Origin of the sequence: Taklimakanibacter albus, from assembly GCF_016595235.1 — a bacterium.
Classification (GTDB): domain Bacteria; phylum Pseudomonadota; class Alphaproteobacteria; order Rhizobiales; family Aestuariivirgaceae; genus Taklimakanibacter; species Taklimakanibacter albus.
In genome coordinates this window covers 818,626-835,075 of sequence record NZ_JAENHL010000007.1, presented here as the reverse complement: position 1 = coordinate 835,075, position 16,450 = coordinate 818,626, and the positions used below count along the sequence as shown (strand labels likewise).

The following is a 16,450-nucleotide window of genomic DNA, read 5'->3' as shown; positions in this document are numbered from 1 at the left end:
GCTCCCGTCGGCCGTCCGCTATGGGTAAAGCTGATCATGACAGTCTTGCTGACCGTCGGCGCCGGTCCGCTCGTCGGTACGATTCTCGTCTATCTGGCAGACGCCACCGGCCTGACGCCTGAGGCGATTTCGATCTACATGCAAGGCCAGACCATATTGTCGGTGCTGGTTTCAGGTTATGTGTCGGGGGGACTGCAGGCCTTCATTTGTGGACTGGTCTTTGCGCTTGTCGGCTGGTTGTCCGGCAGACTGCCGGTCTCTGTTCCGATCGTGACTGCATTGGCGCTGGCCGCGCTCTTCGCGCTTGCGCTTTTCGGCGTGTCAGGCAACGGCATTGTCTTTAGTGTGATCATCCATATCGTGCCGGCGCTCGTCACCTGGTGGCTGGTGAAGGCCTATTGGCAGAAAGCAGTAACATGAACGCGGCGTCCGACCGTTTCATAGGCCGCGAACAGCGCCCCGAAGACCAGCTCGACACGCATTTGCGCCCGCAGATGCTGAAGGAATTCGTCGGCCAGTCGAAGGCGAAGCAGAATCTGCATGTCTTCATCGAAGCGGCGAAGGGGCGCAACGAGGCGCTCGACCACGTGCTCTTCGCAGGTCCCCCCGGCCTCGGCAAGACGACGCTCGCCCAGATCGTGGCGCGCGAGCTCGGCGTGAATTTCCGCGCCACCTCGGGCCCGGTCATCGCCAAGGCCGGCGATCTCGCCGCACTCCTCACCAATCTCGAAGAGCGCGACGTGCTGTTCATCGATGAGATCCATCGGCTCAATCCGGCGGTCGAGGAAGTGCTCTATCCGGCGATGGAGGACTTCCAGCTCGATCTCATCATCGGTGAAGGCCCCGCGGCGCGCTCGGTGCGCATCGATCTGGCGAAATTCACGCTGATCGGCGCCACAACCCGAACCGGGCTCCTCACCACGCCGCTGCGTGACCGCTTCGGCATTCCGGTGCGTCTCGATTTCTATACCGAAGAGGAACTGCTCGATATCGTCAGGCGCGGCGCGCGCGTGCTGCAGGTCGTCATGGCGGAAGAGGGCGCGCGCGAGATCGCGCGGCGCTCGCGCGGCACGCCGCGCATCGCCGGCAGGCTGTTGCGCCGGGTGCGCGACTTCGCCTCCGTCGCCGGCGCCGCGATGATTGACGCCAAGGTCGCCGACAAGGCGTTGCGCAGCCTCGACGTCGATACGCGCGGCCTCGATGCGCTCGATCATCGCTACCTCTCCTGCATCGCAATCAATTTCGGCGGCGGACCGGTCGGCGTCGAAACCATCGCCGCCTCGTTGTCGGAAGCGCGCGACGGGATCGAGGAAGTGATCGAGCCGTTCCTCATCCAGCTCGGCTTCGTCAACCGCACGCCGCGCGGCCGGCTGCTCACGCCGCATGCCTTCCGCCATCTGGGTCTCTCGGTGCCGCAGCGCCCCGAGATCACGCAAGGCATTCTGCCTCTGGAGAATGGCGATGACTGAGTGGCCGGATCTCGCCGGGCGCATCGACGGCAACCGGCATGTGCTGCCGGTGCGCGTCTATTACGAGGACACGGATTTTTCCGGTGCCGTCTATCACGCCAATTATCTCAAATTCTGCGAGCGCGGCCGTTCCGACTGCCTGAGGCTCATCGGCATCCATCACAACGAGATGCATTGGCATGAAACCCATGGCCGCATGGGCTTCGTGGTGCGCCGGATGGTCTGCGATTTCCTGAAACCGGCGCGGATCGACGATCTGCTCGAGGTCGAGACGCGTTTTCGCGAGATGGGCGGGGCCCGCATGGAGCTCGATCAGAAGGTGCTGCGGGCGGGCGAGGTGCTGTTTTCAGCCGACGTGACGGTGGCGCTGGTCGATGCGGCGGGGCGCCCCAAACGTTTCCCCGAGGACATGGCGGCCGCCCTTAAGACGTTCTGACGCAACCCCTTGTCCCATGGGAACTCGGCTTCGTAACCATAACTTAACCATAGCTTGCTGTTCTCTCTGGCGCCCGATATGCGGTTTCGGCGGCCAAAAGCCCGCTACGCCGCAGTTTGGACAGATTTAACCTTATCTACCTCGCTCGCTTCACCATGAAGCCAGGGCGGGGATTTGGATTCTAGAGCGCTTCTCGCCAAAGTTGCTCGACTTTGGCGGTAAAGAAGCGCTCCAGGTTAGTGATTTTCGAGCCTCTTACCCGCTTTGCTCGCATCGTTTCGATGCGAGCAAAGTGGGTAAGGCTCTAAGTGCCGGCGGTGGGAAAGAAAGCAAAGCATGGAAGTTGAGACGGTACAGAACGTAGCGCAGGGGGCAGGACAGCTCTCCCTCTGGCATCTGATCTGGAATGCGGGCTTTGTGGTCCAGCTGGTGATGCTGGGCCTCGCTGCGGCCTCGGTGTGGTCCTGGGCCATCATCTTCGAGAAATTCTTCGTCTATCGCCGCACCATGGGGCAGAGCGAGCAGTTCGAGCAGAATTTCTGGTCCGGCCAGTCGCTCGAGGATCTCTATATGGCCTTGGGCTCGCGCAACAATAGCGGGCTCGCGGCGATCTTCATGGCGGCGATGCGCGAATGGAAGCGCAGCCAGGGGGCGGCGTCACGGGCCGGCTTCCAGGGCGTCCAGAAACGCATCGAGAAGGTGATGGACGTCCAGATCCAGAAGGAGATGGGTTATATCGAATCCAGGCTTTTGTTCCTGGCGACGGTCGGCTCGGCCACCCCGTTCATCGGCCTGTTCGGCACCGTCTGGGGCATCATGACCAGCTTCCAGGCCATCGCCAATTCGCAGAACACCAATCTGGCGGTCGTCGCCCCCGGCATCGCCGAAGCGCTGATCGCAACCGCGCTTGGCCTCCTTGCTGCCATACCGGCGACAATCTTCTACAATAAGTTCGCCGCCGACGCGTCGAAGATCGGGGCCAGACTGGAAAACTTCGCTGACGAATTCTCCGCGATCATCTCGCGGCAACTGGACGAGCGGGTGTAAGCATGGGTGCTTCGGCAGGCGGTACGAGCGGGGGATATACGAGACGCGGCAGCCGCCGGCGCTCGTCCTTCTCGGCCATGAGCGAAATCAACGTGACGCCGCTGGTCGACGTCATGCTCGTGCTGCTCATCGTGTTCATGGTGGCGGCGCCCTTGATGACGGTCGGCGTTCCGGTCGACCTGCCGCAGACCAAAGCCAAGCCGATGCAGGGCGATACCGAGCCCATCACGGTCTCCGTCGACGCCGAAGGCAAGATCTTCATCCAGGAAACTCAGATCGACCAGGAGACGCTGATCGCCAAGCTCCAGGCGATCGCCAAGAACGGCTATGAGGAGCGCATCTTCGTGCGCGCCGACACCAATGTGAATTATGGCCTCGTGATGAAAGTCATGGGCGAGCTCAACGGCGCCGGCTTCAAGAAGATCGGCCTCGTCACCTCGTCCGAGACGGTGGCGCCTGACAAGGGCAAGACCCAGAAGAAGGCGCAGAAATAGGGCATGCGGCGCAGCCTCACGATATCGGTTCTGGCGCATGCGGCGATCCTCGCCGCGGCCTTTGTCGTGCTGCCCAATCCGGATGAGTTCAAGGTCGAGGACCAGGAGTCGATCCCGGTCGATATCGTGTCGATCGAAGATCTGCGCAAGACGCAAGCGACAGTGAAGACGCCGGAAAAGCCGGCGGAGAAGGTGGCTCCGAAGCCTGTCGATGTGGTGAAGCAGGTGAAGCCCGCCCCAGAGGTGGCGCCCGAAATCAAGACCGCAGCCAAGGAAGCCTCGGCCCCGCCCGAGCCCAAGCCCGAGCCGAAAAAGGAAGAGCCGAAGAAGGAAGAGCCGAAGCCCGCGCCGAAGCCGGAAGATCTCGCCGAGCTCATCAAGAAGACGGATGAGCCGGAGCCCGAGAAAAAGAAGGAAGAGCCGAAGAAGGCGGAAGTAAAGCCGGAGAAGCCGGTCGAAAAGCCGCCGGAGAAAAAGCCTGAGAAGAAGCTGAAGCCGAAGAAAGAGTTCAATCCGGACGATATCGCGGCCTTCCTCAACAAGACTGATGACAAGCGCACGGCGCCGCTCAAGCAGCAGGCGGAAACGGGCACGCCGAAGCAGGGCGAATACAATCTGTCTGGTATTGATGAAGGCGTCGCCGCAACATTGCGCGACAAGCTGCGTCAGGCTCTGGAGCGATGCTGGGACGTTCCGCCCGGCGCACGTGAAGCGGCGATCGTGGTGAAAGTCCATTTCTTCCTCAATCCCGACGGCTCGGTGAGCGGCATGCCGAATGTCGTGAACAGCAGCTCAGACCCGCTGTTCACCGTCACCGCGCAGTCGGCCGTATCGGCGGTGATGAGCTGCCAGGCTTATGATTTCCTGCCCCAGGACAAATACGACATGTGGCGGGAGATCACTTTTACTTTCAATCCGAACCTGATGTTCCCGAGCTAGATGAGGCGGCATGATCTCGATGCGTATGATTGACGGACGATTCTTTGCGGGCGCGGTCACTCTGTTCATGTGGCTCGCGCTGGCAGCGACGGCGCGCGCGCAGGGCCTCGATGTCGATATCAACAAGGGTCAGATCGATCCTCTGCCGATCGCCATCACCGCGTTTGTCGGCACCTCGCCGGAAGCGGCCCAGTCCGGTGCCGACATCGCCGGCGTCATCGCCAACAATCTTGGCCGTTCGGGCTATTTCCGCCCGCTGCCGCCCGAATCCTTCATCGAGCAGATCACCAATTTCGACCAGGAGCCGCGCTTCGGCGACTGGCGCCAGATCCAGGCCAAGGCGCTGGTCACCGGCCAGACGATCATGGAAGGCGGCCGTCTCAAGGCGCAGTTCATCCTGTGGGACACCGGCTCGCAGCAGAAGCGCGCCGGTTTCGAGTTCACGACATCGCCGAAGAACTGGCGCCGCCTCGGCCATCTGATCTCCGACAAGATCTATCAAGAGTTGACTGGCGTGCCCGGCTATTTCGACACGCGCGTCGTTTTCGTCGCCGAGTCTGGCCCCAAGGACAAGCGGGTCAAGAAGCTGTCGATCATGGACCAGGACGGGTTCAATGTGCGCGCCATCTCGGACGGCAAGCAACTCGTGCTGACGCCGCGCTTCTCGCCGAACTCGCTCGAGATCACCTATATGGCCTTCGGCTCGGGCTCGCCGCGCGTCTATCTCTACAATATCGAAACGGGGCAGCGCGAGATCGTCGGTGAGTTTCCCAATATGAGCTTCTCGCCGCGCTTCTCGCCCGACGGCCAGCGCGTCATCATGAGCCTGCAGGACGGCGGCGCCGCCAACCTGTTCGTGATGGACCTGCGCTCGCGCCAGATGCAGCAGCTCACCAACACCGATGCGATCAACACCGCACCCTCCTATTCGCCGGATGGCAGCCAGATCGCGTTTGAGGTTGGCGGCGACAACAGCCAGCAGATCTTTGTGATGAATGCCGACGGTTCCAATCCACGCCGCATTTCTTCCGGCGGCGGGCGTTATGCGACGCCGGTGTGGTCGCCCGACGGCAAATACATCGCCTTCACCAAGCAGGGCGGCGGTCGTTTCGCCATCGGCGTGATGAATCCCGACGGCAGCGGTGAGAGATTATTAACCGAAGGTTTTCATAATGAAGGTCCGACATGGGCACCGAACAGTCGCGTGATCATGTTTTTCCGCGACGAGCCGGGGGAGAGTGGTGGCCCAAGGCTCTATTCGGTTGACGTTTCGGGCTACAACGAACAGCTCATCAAGACGCCGACCTTCGCGTCGGACCCGGCGTGGTCGCCTTTGTTGAACTGATCCGCCTGCGGATCAAATCCGTCGCGAGGCGGGATAATCTGAGTTGGTTTCGGGCTAGGGGGCCTGATCCGCTTACGGAACAACCGGGAAGCGGGCGCCAACGACTTAAAGGAGTGGGATAAGTCATGTTGCGTATGAGCGCGGGTTTCAAGGCTGTCGCCTTGTGTTTCTGTTTCCTGGCCCTGGCGGCCTGTTCCAAGAAGAACACGGCCAATCTCGAGGATGAGAACGGTCTCGGCCGCGCCGCGATGGCGGGGTCGGAGCAGCAGTTCAAGACAGAAGTCGGTGACACCGTCTTCTATCTCGTCGATCAGTCGACGCTAACACCGGAAGGCCAGGAGACGCTGCGCCGTCAGGCCGCCTGGCTCAAGCAGTATTCCGACGTCGCGATCCAGGTCGAGGGCCATGCCGATGAACGCGGCACGCGCGAATACAATATCGCGTTGTCGGCGCGCCGCGCCACGACGACCCGCCAGTTCCTGATCTCGCAGGGCATCGAGGCGAGCCGTATCTCCTCCATCGCCTATGGCAAGGAGCGCCCCGCGGCGCTGTGCGATGCCGAGCAGTGCTATTCGCAGAATCGCCGCACCGTCACGGTCATCACCTCGGGCGCCAAGACGAGTTGATCTCGCGTCAAGCATGAAGTTGCTGAGAGAATTGAACGAGCGCGGTTTACGCGCTCGTTTTTTATTGCCCCTCGTGGCGGCTCTGGCCTTGTGCACCCAGCCGGCGTTCGCCACGTCGGTCGTCGTCGGTGACACGGTCTATTTCTCACGCAATTCCATGCAACTGAGCGGCGAGGGTGAGGAAACGCTGCGCCGGCAGGCGGCGTGGCTCAACGAGCATCCTCGGGTCACCGTCACGATCGAAGGCCACACGGACAGTTGGGGAAGCCGGACCCAGAACAAGGCGCTCGGCCAGCGGCGGGCCGAAGAAGTTCGCCGCTTTCTGATGAGCCAGGGCGTCGCGGCGTCGCGCGTCACCACCATTTCCTATGGCGAGGATCGGCGGATGGCCATTTGTCAGAAAGAGCAATGCTGGTCCACCAACCGCCGGGCGGTGACGATCATCGCGTCGGATGGTGAGCCCCCCTGACTTCGCGGACACCGTCGCAGGGCAGATTTTTCTCTTGTTTCCTAGGCAATTTGGCGGGTGCGGCAATATTGGTCACAGAATCGCCGCGCTGTTACGGTCATAAGCCCCCTTAACAGGTGCTTTCCGGCATAGCCGGGAAGGGAATATTAACCCTAAATAAGCACTGTACGGTAGCAATTTGGTCCTGTGGTGGGTGAGCGGCCCCGGTGAGAGGCGGCAATGCACAGGGCGGGACATAGGAGTGGGATATCATGTTGCGTCGTTTGGCGGAATTCAAGATCGCTTTGATTTGTTGCTGTTTTCTGGCTTTGGCCGCGTGCTCGAAGAAGAATCAGCCGGATCTGGAAGGCGATGGCGCCGGTACGGCGGTTCCCGGCTCCGAAAAGGATTTCGCCATCAATGTCGGCGACCGCATCTATTTCATCGTCGATACCTCGACGCTGACTCCTGAGGCCCAGGAGACGTTGCGCCGCCAGGCCGCCTGGCTCAAGCAGTATCCCAATGTGACCGTCCAGGTCGAAGGCCATGCCGACGAGCGCGGCACCCGCGAATACAACATCTCGCTGTCGGCGCGCCGCGCCACCGCCACCCGCGAATTCCTGATCGCCCAGGGCGTCCAGGGCAACCGCATCTCCTCCATCGCCTATGGCAAGGAGCGCCCGGTGGCTTTGTGCGATGCCGAACAATGCTACTCCCAGAACCGCCGCGCGGTGACCGTGATCACCGGCGGGGCGGTATCGGGCTAAAGTGACGGACCGGGACCTGTGGCCTCGTGGCAACAGGTCTCAGATGTTTCGGTAGCCCCCTGGCAAAGCCTCATTTTCACCGCCTTTAGAGACCAAGCCCAATCATGGGGTGCTGGGGACGGCTCTGGCACAGCAGCGGTTACGCGATGAAGACAGTTTTGAAGCTTACCCTTCCTGCAGCTCTCCTGATGGCCATGGCCATCGGTGGCGCCCCCCTTGCTCTGGCTCAGTCGGACGGCGAATTGGCCGACCGCGTCAGCCGGATGGAAGAGCAGATGCAGCAGCTGATGGGGCAGGTCGAACAACTGACTTTCGAAGTCAGGCGTCTCCAGGGCCAGCGTAAATCGGGCGATCTCGGTGAGCCCGTTTCGGCCCAGCCGCGTAAGCGCCAGCTGGCCGCCCAGGAGCAGGGCCTCGACAGCCAAGGCGTCGAGCAGATCGGCGACACCGAATATACCCAGCAGCCCTTGCAGACGATCGGCGACGATCTCCCCGAAGGCCAGGTGCAGAGAGCGCCAGGACCCAAGATCCTCGGCACCATTCCCGGCTCCGCCTACCAGAACGGCACTGGCGGCGATCAGCAGGGCAATGGCTATTCGCAGAATAATGGCGGCTACCAGACGGGTGGCAACGGCGAATTCCAGGGCCAAGTCCTGGTACCCCCGGGTGGCGGTACTGAAGGCCAGGTGCTCGTGCCGCCGGCCCAGAATGGCGGCGGCGGTGGCCAAGTGCTGGTTCCGCCCGCTCAAGCCGAAGGCGGCGATGGCGGCGGCAATGATCTCATGCCGGAAAAGGTCGAGACGGTGGCGCTGGGTACGGCAGCCTCCGCCGATCCGGAAGTCGTCTATGAGCGCTCCTATGAGAGCCTGCTCAGGCGCCAGTTCGGCGACGCCGAGGTCGGCTTCCGTGGCTTCCTTGAACAGCATCGCGACCACAGCCTCGCCGGCAACGCCCAATATTGGCTGGGCGAGACCTATTATGTGCAGGGCGATTACAAGCAGGCGGCGTCAGCCTTCCTGTCCGGCTATCGCGATTTCCCGAAGAGCCGCAAGGCGGCGGACAGCCTCCTGAAGCTCGGCCTCTCGCTCAACCGGCTGGGCCAGAAGGAGCAGGCCTGCGCTGCCTATATGCAGGTCGGCTCGCAGTTCCCGAAGGCGGCCGAGGCCAAGAAGCGGGCGCAGTCGGAGATCAAGCGTGCCGGCTGCTGAGGCAGGCCGGCCGATCAGTCTCGACGCTGCGAACGCGCTTTTCGAATCCCTGACCTTCCATGACCATGTGGCGCTCGCTGTCTCGGGCGGCAGCGATTCCACCGCACTCATGTGGCTCGCGGCGCGCTGGGCCGTTACACAGCGCACGCCGCCGCGCCTCACCATCCTCACCGTCGATCATGGCTTGCGGACCGAAGCCGCGGCCGAGGCTCGCAAGGTCGCGGGCTGGGCCGAGGCGCTCGGCCTCGCGGCGCAGATCCTGACCTGGACCGGCGCCCGGCCGGTGAGCGGCCTTCAGGCCAAAGCGCGCGAGATGCGTTATGGCCTGATGCGCGACTGGTGCATTGCCCATGGCATGAGCCTCCTGGTGACCGCCCATACGCGCGAAGACCAGGCCGAAACCTTTCTCATGCGGCTGGCACGCGGCAGCGGCATCAGAGGCCTCTCCGCCATGCGGGCCGACGAGACAGGCGCCGTCCTGCTGGAGCGCCCGCTGCTCGAGACGAGCCGCGCCGATCTCAGGGCGACGCTCGTGGCCGCGGGACATGAATGGATCGAGGATCCGAGCAACCGGGATGAGCGCTTCGAGCGGGTAAGGCTGCGCCAGGCGCTGCCGATGCTGGCCGAGCTCGGCCTGACCCCGGAAGCCGTGACGCGCTCGGCGGCGCGCCTCGAACGGGCCCTCGCCGCGATCGAAGGCCTGTGCCGCGATTTCCTCGGCCGTCACGTGGAGATCCGGCCGGAAGGCTTCGCGATGGTCGATCTTCCGGCCTTCCACAAGCTTGACGAGGAGGTGGCGATCCAGCTCCTCGAGCGGCTCCTGGGACAGCTGGGCGGCGGTGACGCGCCGCCCCGCCTGATGGCGGTCGAGGCGCTCCAGCACTGGCTGAGGCGCGGCGGGACAGAGGCCCGCACGCTCGCCGGCTGCCGGCTCGCCCAGCGCAAGCGCCATCTGCTGATCGGGCGGGAGGCCGGCCGTATCAGCCGGATCCCGGTCGCGCTGGCACCGGGAAGGAGCCTCGTCTGGGACAATCGTTTCAGGATCAGTATCGGCCCGGCGGCGCCTGACGTCGCCATCCTTCCGGTTCACGGGCTGAAGGTGGCGCGCAACCCCAATATCCCGGCCTTCGTCCAGGATGGCCTGCCGGCCTTGCTGATCGCGGGCGAGATTGCCGCCATCCCCTCGTTAAGCTATGTGGGACAAAGCGCCCCGCCGGGCTTGCGGGCGGTCGCGGAATTTCAGAAAATCGGCCTATAAATTGCTTTAGCAAAGCTGCCATGCTTGGCAATCCTGACCCGCATCCCTATGTTAGATTTAACTTTTGGGCGGCAGGATTGGCCCAAATCCCTTCGGCCTCAAGGCCCTTGAGAGAGGAACGACGTGAATAATTTCCGGAATTTTGCTGTCTGGATCGTCATCGCGATCCTGCTATTCGCCCTGTTCAGCCTGTTCCAGGGCCAGGCTTCGCGCTCGAAGAGCGACGAACTCGATTATTCGACGTTCCTCAGCAAGGTCAATGCCGGCGAAGTGCAGACGGTGACCATCACCGATGCCGGCATGAACAGCTCGTATCTCACCGGCAAGCTCACCACCAATGAAGTGTTCGCCACTTACGCGCCGTCGGATCCCGAACTGATCAAGCTGCTCAAGGACAAGAATGTCTCCTTCAACGCCAAGCCGGCGCAGAACGACTCGTTCCTCTCCAATGCGCTGCTCTACTGGCTGCCGACATTGTTGCTCATCGGCGTCTGGGTGTTCTTCATCCGGCAGATGCAGTCGGGCGGCGGCAAGGCGATGGGCTTCGGCAAGTCCAAGGCGAAGCTCCTCACCGAGCGCCATGGCCGCGTGACCTTCGAGGACGTGGCGGGCGTCGATGAAGCCAAGGAAGACCTGCAGGAGATCGTCGAATTCCTGAAGGATCCGCATAAGTTCCAGCGCCTCGGCGGCAAGATTCCGAAAGGCGCCTTGCTCGTCGGTCCTCCCGGCACCGGTAAGACGCTGCTCGCGCGCGCCATTGCGGGCGAGGCGAATGTGCCGTTCTTCACCATCTCGGGCTCCGACTTCGTCGAGATGTTCGTCGGCGTCGGCGCGTCGCGCGTGCGCGACATGTTCGAGCAGGCGAAGAAGAACGCGCCCTGCATCATCTTCATCGACGAAATCGACGCGGTCGGCCGCCATCGCGGCGCCGGCCTCGGCGGCGGCAATGACGAGCGCGAACAGACGCTCAATCAGCTGCTCGTCGAAATGGACGGCTTCGAAGCCAATGAAGGCGTGATCCTGGTCGCGGCCACCAACCGGCCGGACGTGCTCGACCCGGCGCTGCTGCGTCCCGGCCGTTTCGACCGTCAGATCACCGTTCCCAATCCCGACATCGTCGGGCGCGAGCAGATCCTGCGCGTCCATATGCGCAATGTCCCGCTGGCGCCGGATATCGACCCCAAGGTGCTGGCGCGCGGCACGCCCGGTTTCTCGGGCGCCGATCTCGCCAATCTCGTCAACGAGGCGGCCCTGCTGGCGGCCCGGCGCAACAAGCGTCTCGTCACCCAGCATGAATTCGAGGACGCCAAGGACAAGGTGATGATGGGTGCGGAGCGCCGCTCGCTGGTCATGAGCGAGGAGGAGCGCCGCAATACCGCCTATCACGAAGCTGGCCATGCCATCGTCGGCCTCTCGGTTCCTTACGATCCGCTGCACAAGGTGACGATCATCCCGCGCGGACGCGCGCTCGGCGTGACCATGAACCTGCCCGAGGGCGATCGCTATTCGCGCACGCGCGAATGGTGCGAGGCGCGGCTCGCGGTGCTGTTCGGCGGCCGCGAAGCCGAGCTGATCCTCGGCGGCGAGAAGAACGTCACCAATGGCGCCACCGGCGACATCCAGATGGCGACGCAATTGGCGCGCGCCATGATCACCGAATGGGGCATGTCCGACAAGCTCGGCCGTGTCCGCTACAACGGCAATGAGCAGGAGATCTTCCTCGGCCACTCGGTGACCCAGACAAAGAACCTGTCCGACGAGACAGCCTCGCTGATCGATGCCGAGATCCGCAAGCTCATCGAAGACGGCGAAAAGAAAGCGCGCGAAATTCTCCGCGGCGACAGCGACAAGCTGCACACGCTGGCCAAGGCGCTTCTCGAATTCGAGACGCTGTCGGGCGAAGAGGTGAAGCGTGTCCTCAAGGGCGAGCAGATCCAGCGCGACGATCAGGGCGGCGGCCACAAGAAGCCGGAAAAGGCCTCCTCCTCGGTCCCGGTTACCGGGCGTCCGAAGAGCGGCCCGACCCCAGGCGAAATGGAGCCGCAGCCGCAGGGCTGAGCACCGTCTGTCCGACTGAACATCTTGACCCCTCTCTCCGCCACAGCGGGGCGAGGGGTCAAAAGTTTGAAGACCAAGGATGACCCTCTATCTCCGCCCGCTGAGCCTGCTTCATGGACCCGATGCGCGCCGCGCGATCGCGGCGGGCGGCGCCGGTGCGCTTGGCGGCTCCGACTTCATCGCCTTCACGCAAATTCAGCTCATCGAGCGTGCCCGCGGCAGCGTCTTCAAGCGTGTCATCACCTATGCTGAAGCGCAACGTGTCCACGGTGAACTGCTTGATCTTATCGAAGCGCGCCGGCCGGCCTTCGCCGGCCTCGCCATGAACCGGCCGAAGCTGATGGGCATCGTCAATGTCACGCCTGATTCATTCTCCGATGGCGGGCAATTGGCGAATGCAAGCGAAGCGGCCGCACATGGCGCGCGGCTCGCAAGCGAGGGCGCCGACATTCTCGACATCGGTGGAGAATCGACCAGGCCCGGCTCCGATCCGGTGCCCGCGGAAGCGGAGCTCGCGCGCATTTTGCCGGTCATCGAGGCCTTGACGCAACAAGGCCATTACATCTCGGTCGACACGCGCAAGGCGCAGGTCATGCGTCAGGCTGCGGTAGCCGGGGCGCGGATCATCAATGATGTCTCGGCGCTGTCCTACGACCCCGAAGCGGTCGGTACCGTGGCGGCGCTCGGTCTCCCGGTCGTGCTCATGCATGCGCAGGGCGATCCCAAGACGATGCAGAATAATCCCGTCTATGACGATGTGACGCTCGACGTGTTCGATATGCTCAATGCCCGCATCGCTCAATGCGAGGCGGCCGGCATTCCGCGCCGCCTCATCGCGGTCGATCCCGGCATCGGTTTCGGCAAGACGTTCCACCACAATCTGACGCTGCTCAACGAGCTGGCGCTTTTCCACGGGCTCGGCGCCGTGCTTCTGGTCGGGCTGTCGCGCAAGGCTTTCACCGGCGCCCTGACCGGCGAGAACAAGGCGGCCGACCGGGTTTTCGGCTCGGTCGGAGGGGCGATCCAGGCGGCTCTCAATGGCGCCCATATTCTCAGGATTCATGACGTCAAGCCGACGCGGCAAGCCCTCGCGGTGGCGCTCGCCGGCGCGGATCCCGAGGCCGCCCGGCTTTAACCCTTCAGCGCCCGTTCTGGTATAGACTATTCGGGTTCAGTGAGACGGCAAGGTCACGTTAGGAAAAGGAAAACCATGTCCCGCAAATATTTCGGAACCGACGGTGTGCGCGGCGTTGCCAATCGCGCGCCCATGTCGCCCGATATGGTGATGAAGATCGGCCTTGCCGCCGGCAGTGTCTATTCCCAGGGCAACCACCGCCATCGCGCCGTGATCGGCAAGGACACGCGGCTCTCAGGCTACATGATCGAGCAGGCCCTGACCGCCGGCCTGCTGTCGGCCGGTGTCGATGTTTTCCTTTTCGGCCCGTTGCCGACACCCGCCGTCGCCATGCTGACGCGCTCGCTGCGCGCCGATCTCGGCATCATGATTTCCGCTTCGCACAATCCCTATTACGACAACGGCATCAAGCTGTTCGGACCCGACGGCTATAAGCTGTCGGACGCGCAGGAGCTCGCCATCGAGAAGCTGATCGACACCGCCGACAATGTGAGCCTCGCGGCACCCCAGGACAAGCTCGGTCGCGCCAAGCGCATCGAGGACGCGCAGGCCCGCTATATCGAATTCGCCAAGCGCACTTTCCCCAAGGATCTGCGGCTCGAGGGTCTGCGCATCGTCATCGATAGCGCCAATGGCGGCGCCTATCGGGTGGCGTCGGCCGCCCTGTGGGAACTCGGCGCCGAGATCATTCCGATCGGCAACGATCCCAATGGCTTCAACATCAACGAGAAATGCGGCTCGACGGCGCCGGAGGCGATGTGCGCCAAGGTGGTCGAGACGCGCGCCGATATCGGCATTGCGCTCGACGGCGACGCCGATCGCGTCGTCATCGCCGACGAGCATGGCAAGCTCATCGATGGCGACCAGCTGATGGCGCTGATCGCGACGTCCTGGCACAGCCAGGATCGCCTCTCGGGCGGCGGGCTCGTCGCCACCATCATGTCCAATCTCGGCCTCGAGCGTCACCTTGCCGATCGCCAGCTCACATTGGCGCGCACCAAGGTGGGCGACCGTTATGTGGTGGAGCATATGCGCCAGCACGGTTTCAATATCGGCGGCGAGCAATCGGGCCATATCGTGATGTCGGATTTCTCGACCACCGGCGACGGGCTGGTGGCGGCGCTGCAGGTGCTGGCCGAAGTGGTGCGCACCGGCAAGCCGGTGAGCCAGGTCTGCCATATCTTCGAGCCGGTGCCGCAGATCCTCAAGAATGTGCGTTATGGCGAGGGCAAGCCGCTCGAAACCAAGACGGTCAAGCAGGCGATTGCGGATGCGACCTCGCAGCTCGGCGCCTCCGGCCGTCTCGTCATCAGGCCGTCGGGCACCGAGCCGTTGATCCGCGTGATGGCGGAGGGCGATGATGCCGGCCTCGTGGCGAAGATCGTCGACGACATCTGTATGGTGATCGGCAAGGCGGCCTGATTTTCAGGCCGCTTTCCGCATCCGGCTGGCGGCGATGCCGGCCAGGATGAGGACGAGACCGATTCCGACATTCGCGGTCAGGCTCTCACCGAGAAGCATAGCGCCCAATCCGAGCGCATAGACGGGCACGAGATAGTTCGAATAGGACACGAAGCTCGCACCGGCCGAGCGCACGATGACATAAACGAGTAGGGTGGCGATCGCGGTCGGCACGATGCCGAGGCCGATCACGCACAGAAAGGCGAACGTCGTCGCTTGATCAAGCCCATGCGGCGCGTAGAGCGCGGCAAAGATCACGCCCATGGCGCCGCCGGAGAGACAGACGGCGGTGGCTTGTTCCACCGGACCGTGAAACGGAATGCGCCGGGCGAGCAGGCTGTGGGTCGCATAGCAGAAGCAGGAAAAGATGATGGCGATCTCGCCGACGAGCGCCATGCCCTGGCCTTCGAAGCGCAGGAGCTTCTCGGGGCCGAGCACGATCATCAGACCGACGAAACCGACGACGAAACCTACCGCCTTCATGCGCGTGAGCTTCTCATCGGGCAGGAAAAAATGCGCGAGCACGATGACGAAAAGCGGAATGGCCCCCATCAGGACGCCGGACAATCCTGAGGAGATGAACTGAGTTCCCCACGAGACGAGAAAGAAGGGAACCGCATGGCCGATGAGGCCGAGGCCGGCGAACCACAACCAGAGTTCCCGCCCACGCGGCCACTGCCGCTTCGTCAGCATCACGACACCGCTGAGAAATATGCCGGCGACCGAGAGGCGCAGCGCCATGACCCAGGCGGGATCCATCGACGCAACGGCAATCTTGGTCATCGCGAAGGACGAACCCCACGTCATCACGAGTGCGACGAGCGCGATCCAGTCTTTTGTCGTAGGGGAGGAGTTCATGACACAACGGTAACTAGCGTTATGGTCAGTGCACGGTCAATGATTTCCCACGCATCTGTCTCGATCGGGCACAACAGAGCGTGATGTTTTGGCAACAGTTACAATCTGCCTTTTTGCCGCCCGATTCGAGCCCGGCTCTCGTCACACGCCGCTCCTAACTAGGAACCATCACGAGGGACGTGAGTTACCGGATGTATCCGGGAGAGGAGAAGTGTCTATGAAATCTTTCAAGCTCGTTTTGCTGGCCACTGCGATGACGGCGGGTCTCGCTGTCGCCGCGCAGGCCGCCGATGTGACGCCGCCGGAACCGGAGACCGTCACGCAGGAGCAGTATCAGGCGATGGGCTTCTATCTGCGTGGTGACCTCGGCTGGTCGTTCCTCGATTGGGGCGACAAGGACAATGCCTTCGCGGTGGGCGGCGGTGTCGGTTATCAGTTCAACGATTATCTGCGCTCGGACGTGCGCGTCGACTGGTCGGGTGACTACGAGGTCGGTGACAATGCCGACGCCAGCCTGACGACCGTGCTCGGCAATATGTACGTCGACTGGAAGAACGACTCGATCTTCACGCCCTATATCGGCGCCGGTGCCGGTTATGGCTGGGTCAGCGCCGATGACGGCCTCAGCGATGACGGCTTCACCTACGCGCTGATGGGTGGTGTCTCCGTCGACATGTCGCAGAGCATCGCGCTCGACTTCGGCTACCGTTATCGCGAGCTGATGATCAGCGGCGAGAATCCGGCCGATCACTCGGCGCTCGCGGGTATCCGCTTCAAGTTCTGAGGCTCGATCGAGAGACCTCGATTGAATGAAGCGGCGGTGGAGAAATCCACCGCCGTTTTATTTTTGCGCTTGCTATCACTTTCCAATTTTTCCCTTCTCCCGCGCGCAGCGTGGGAG

At 62.9% G+C, this 16,450-nt stretch carries 17 protein-coding genes; 16 read left to right on the top strand and 1 reads right to left on the bottom strand.

Features of this window, described 5'->3' with window-relative positions; genetic code table 11:
* Positions 1-36: 36 nt before the first annotated feature.
* The 15 genes from JHL16_RS15545 to glmM all read left to right on the top strand — a co-directional run bounded on the left by JHL16_RS15545 (position 37) and on the right by glmM (position 14,652).
* Entirely contained in the window at positions 37-420 is a 384-nt protein-coding gene (locus JHL16_RS15545) for a hypothetical protein (protein WP_200185811.1), read from the top strand.
* Positions 417-1,469: a Holliday junction branch migration DNA helicase RuvB gene (gene ruvB / locus JHL16_RS15540; RefSeq protein WP_200185810.1), complete on the top strand. Its 1,053-nt coding sequence runs from the start codon at positions 417-419 to the stop codon at positions 1,467-1,469. Before JHL16_RS15545 ends, ruvB begins: the two co-directional genes overlap by 4 nt.
* Positions 1,462-1,905, top strand: a complete 444-nt coding sequence (gene ybgC, locus JHL16_RS15535) for a tol-pal system-associated acyl-CoA thioesterase (RefSeq protein WP_200185809.1) — start codon at positions 1,462-1,464, stop codon at positions 1,903-1,905. Before ruvB ends, ybgC begins: the two co-directional genes overlap by 8 nt.
* 336 nt (positions 1,906-2,241) lie before the next feature.
* Positions 2,242-2,952 carry a protein TolQ gene (tolQ, locus tag JHL16_RS15530; RefSeq protein ID WP_200185808.1) on the top strand — a complete coding sequence of 237 codons (711 nt, stop codon included), beginning with the start codon at positions 2,242-2,244 and terminating at the stop codon, positions 2,950-2,952.
* 2 nt (positions 2,953-2,954) lie between these two features.
* Entirely contained in the window at positions 2,955-3,446 is a 492-nt protein-coding gene (tolR, locus tag JHL16_RS15525; RefSeq protein ID WP_200185807.1) for a protein TolR, read from the top strand.
* 3 nt (positions 3,447-3,449) lie between these two features.
* Positions 3,450-4,385: an energy transducer TonB gene (locus JHL16_RS15520; RefSeq protein WP_200185806.1), complete on the top strand. Its 936-nt coding sequence runs from the start codon at positions 3,450-3,452 to the stop codon at positions 4,383-4,385.
* A 10-nt stretch (positions 4,386-4,395) separates the two neighbouring features.
* Positions 4,396-5,730 carry a Tol-Pal system beta propeller repeat protein TolB gene (gene tolB / locus JHL16_RS15515; protein ID WP_420884540.1) on the top strand — a complete coding sequence of 445 codons (1,335 nt, stop codon included), beginning with the start codon at positions 4,396-4,398 and terminating at the stop codon, positions 5,728-5,730.
* A gap of 125 nt (positions 5,731-5,855) precedes the next feature.
* Positions 5,856-6,356, top strand: a complete 501-nt coding sequence (pal, locus tag JHL16_RS15510) for a peptidoglycan-associated lipoprotein Pal (RefSeq protein ID WP_200185805.1) — start codon at positions 5,856-5,858, stop codon at positions 6,354-6,356.
* A 13-nt stretch (positions 6,357-6,369) separates the two neighbouring features.
* The gene (locus JHL16_RS15505; protein WP_200185804.1) at positions 6,370-6,825 is read left to right on the top strand and encodes an OmpA family protein; all 456 of its coding nucleotides are present in this window, start codon (positions 6,370-6,372) and stop codon (positions 6,823-6,825) included.
* 251 nt (positions 6,826-7,076) lie between these two features.
* Positions 7,077-7,571 (top strand): peptidoglycan-associated lipoprotein Pal, encoded by a 495-nt coding sequence (gene pal, locus JHL16_RS15500; protein ID WP_200185803.1) that lies wholly within the window; start codon positions 7,077-7,079, stop codon positions 7,569-7,571.
* A 188-nt stretch (positions 7,572-7,759) separates the two neighbouring features.
* Entirely contained in the window at positions 7,760-8,779 is a 1,020-nt protein-coding gene (gene ybgF / locus JHL16_RS15495; protein WP_200185802.1) for a tol-pal system protein YbgF, read from the top strand.
* Complete coding sequence (gene tilS / locus JHL16_RS15490) at positions 8,766-10,037, top strand: tRNA lysidine(34) synthetase TilS (protein ID WP_200185801.1); 1,272 nt, start codon at positions 8,766-8,768, stop codon at positions 10,035-10,037. The genes ybgF and tilS overlap by 14 nt, the downstream gene beginning before the upstream one ends.
* A 123-nt stretch (positions 10,038-10,160) precedes the next feature.
* Positions 10,161-12,095, top strand: a complete 1,935-nt coding sequence (gene ftsH / locus JHL16_RS15485) for an ATP-dependent zinc metalloprotease FtsH (RefSeq protein ID WP_200185800.1) — start codon at positions 10,161-10,163, stop codon at positions 12,093-12,095.
* A gap of 79 nt (positions 12,096-12,174) precedes the next feature.
* Entirely contained in the window at positions 12,175-13,230 is a 1,056-nt protein-coding gene (gene folP, locus JHL16_RS15480; RefSeq protein ID WP_200185799.1) for a dihydropteroate synthase, read from the top strand.
* 75 nt (positions 13,231-13,305) lie between these two features.
* The gene (gene glmM / locus JHL16_RS15475) at positions 13,306-14,652 is read left to right on the top strand and encodes a phosphoglucosamine mutase (protein WP_200185798.1); all 1,347 of its coding nucleotides are present in this window, start codon (positions 13,306-13,308) and stop codon (positions 14,650-14,652) included.
* 3 nt (positions 14,653-14,655) lie between these two features.
* Here glmM and JHL16_RS15470 read toward each other — a convergent pair whose 3' ends face one another.
* On the bottom strand, positions 14,656-15,549 hold the full coding sequence (locus JHL16_RS15470; protein ID WP_200185797.1) for a DMT family transporter: 894 nt from the start codon (positions 15,547-15,549) through the stop codon (positions 14,656-14,658).
* Between the two features lie 217 nt (positions 15,550-15,766).
* Here JHL16_RS15470 and JHL16_RS15465 point away from each other — a divergent pair, with 217 nt between their 5' ends.
* Entirely contained in the window at positions 15,767-16,333 is a 567-nt protein-coding gene (locus JHL16_RS15465) for an outer membrane protein (RefSeq protein ID WP_200185796.1), read from the top strand.
* Positions 16,334-16,450: the final 117 nt, after the last annotated feature.

Excerpts from the sequence above, each read along its gene's own strand:
- JHL16_RS15545 (WP_200185811.1), top strand. The coding sequence starts at position 37 with ATGACAGTCTTGCTGACCGTCGGCGCCGGTCCGCTCGTCGGTACGATT.
- ruvB (WP_200185810.1), top strand. The coding sequence starts at position 417 with ATGAACGCGGCGTCCGACCGTTTCATAGGCCGCGAACAGCGCCCCGAA.
- ybgC (WP_200185809.1), top strand. The coding sequence starts at position 1,462 with ATGACTGAGTGGCCGGATCTCGCCGGGCGCATCGACGGCAACCGGCAT.
- tolQ (WP_200185808.1), top strand. The coding sequence starts at position 2,242 with ATGGAAGTTGAGACGGTACAGAACGTAGCGCAGGGGGCAGGACAGCTC.
- tolR (WP_200185807.1), top strand. The coding sequence starts at position 2,955 with ATGGGTGCTTCGGCAGGCGGTACGAGCGGGGGATATACGAGACGCGGC.
- JHL16_RS15520 (WP_200185806.1), top strand. The coding sequence starts at position 3,450 with ATGCGGCGCAGCCTCACGATATCGGTTCTGGCGCATGCGGCGATCCTC.
- tolB (WP_420884540.1), top strand. The coding sequence starts at position 4,396 with ATGATCTCGATGCGTATGATTGACGGACGATTCTTTGCGGGCGCGGTC.
- pal (WP_200185805.1), top strand. The coding sequence starts at position 5,856 with ATGTTGCGTATGAGCGCGGGTTTCAAGGCTGTCGCCTTGTGTTTCTGT.
- JHL16_RS15505 (WP_200185804.1), top strand. The coding sequence starts at position 6,370 with ATGAAGTTGCTGAGAGAATTGAACGAGCGCGGTTTACGCGCTCGTTTT.
- pal (WP_200185803.1), top strand. The coding sequence starts at position 7,077 with ATGTTGCGTCGTTTGGCGGAATTCAAGATCGCTTTGATTTGTTGCTGT.
- ybgF (WP_200185802.1), top strand. The coding sequence starts at position 7,760 with ATGGCCATGGCCATCGGTGGCGCCCCCCTTGCTCTGGCTCAGTCGGAC.
- folP (WP_200185799.1), top strand. The coding sequence starts at position 12,175 with ATGACCCTCTATCTCCGCCCGCTGAGCCTGCTTCATGGACCCGATGCG.
- glmM (WP_200185798.1), top strand. The coding sequence starts at position 13,306 with ATGTCCCGCAAATATTTCGGAACCGACGGTGTGCGCGGCGTTGCCAAT.
- JHL16_RS15470 (WP_200185797.1), bottom strand. The coding sequence starts at position 15,549 with ATGAACTCCTCCCCTACGACAAAAGACTGGATCGCGCTCGTCGCACTC.
- JHL16_RS15465 (WP_200185796.1), top strand. The coding sequence starts at position 15,767 with ATGAAATCTTTCAAGCTCGTTTTGCTGGCCACTGCGATGACGGCGGGT.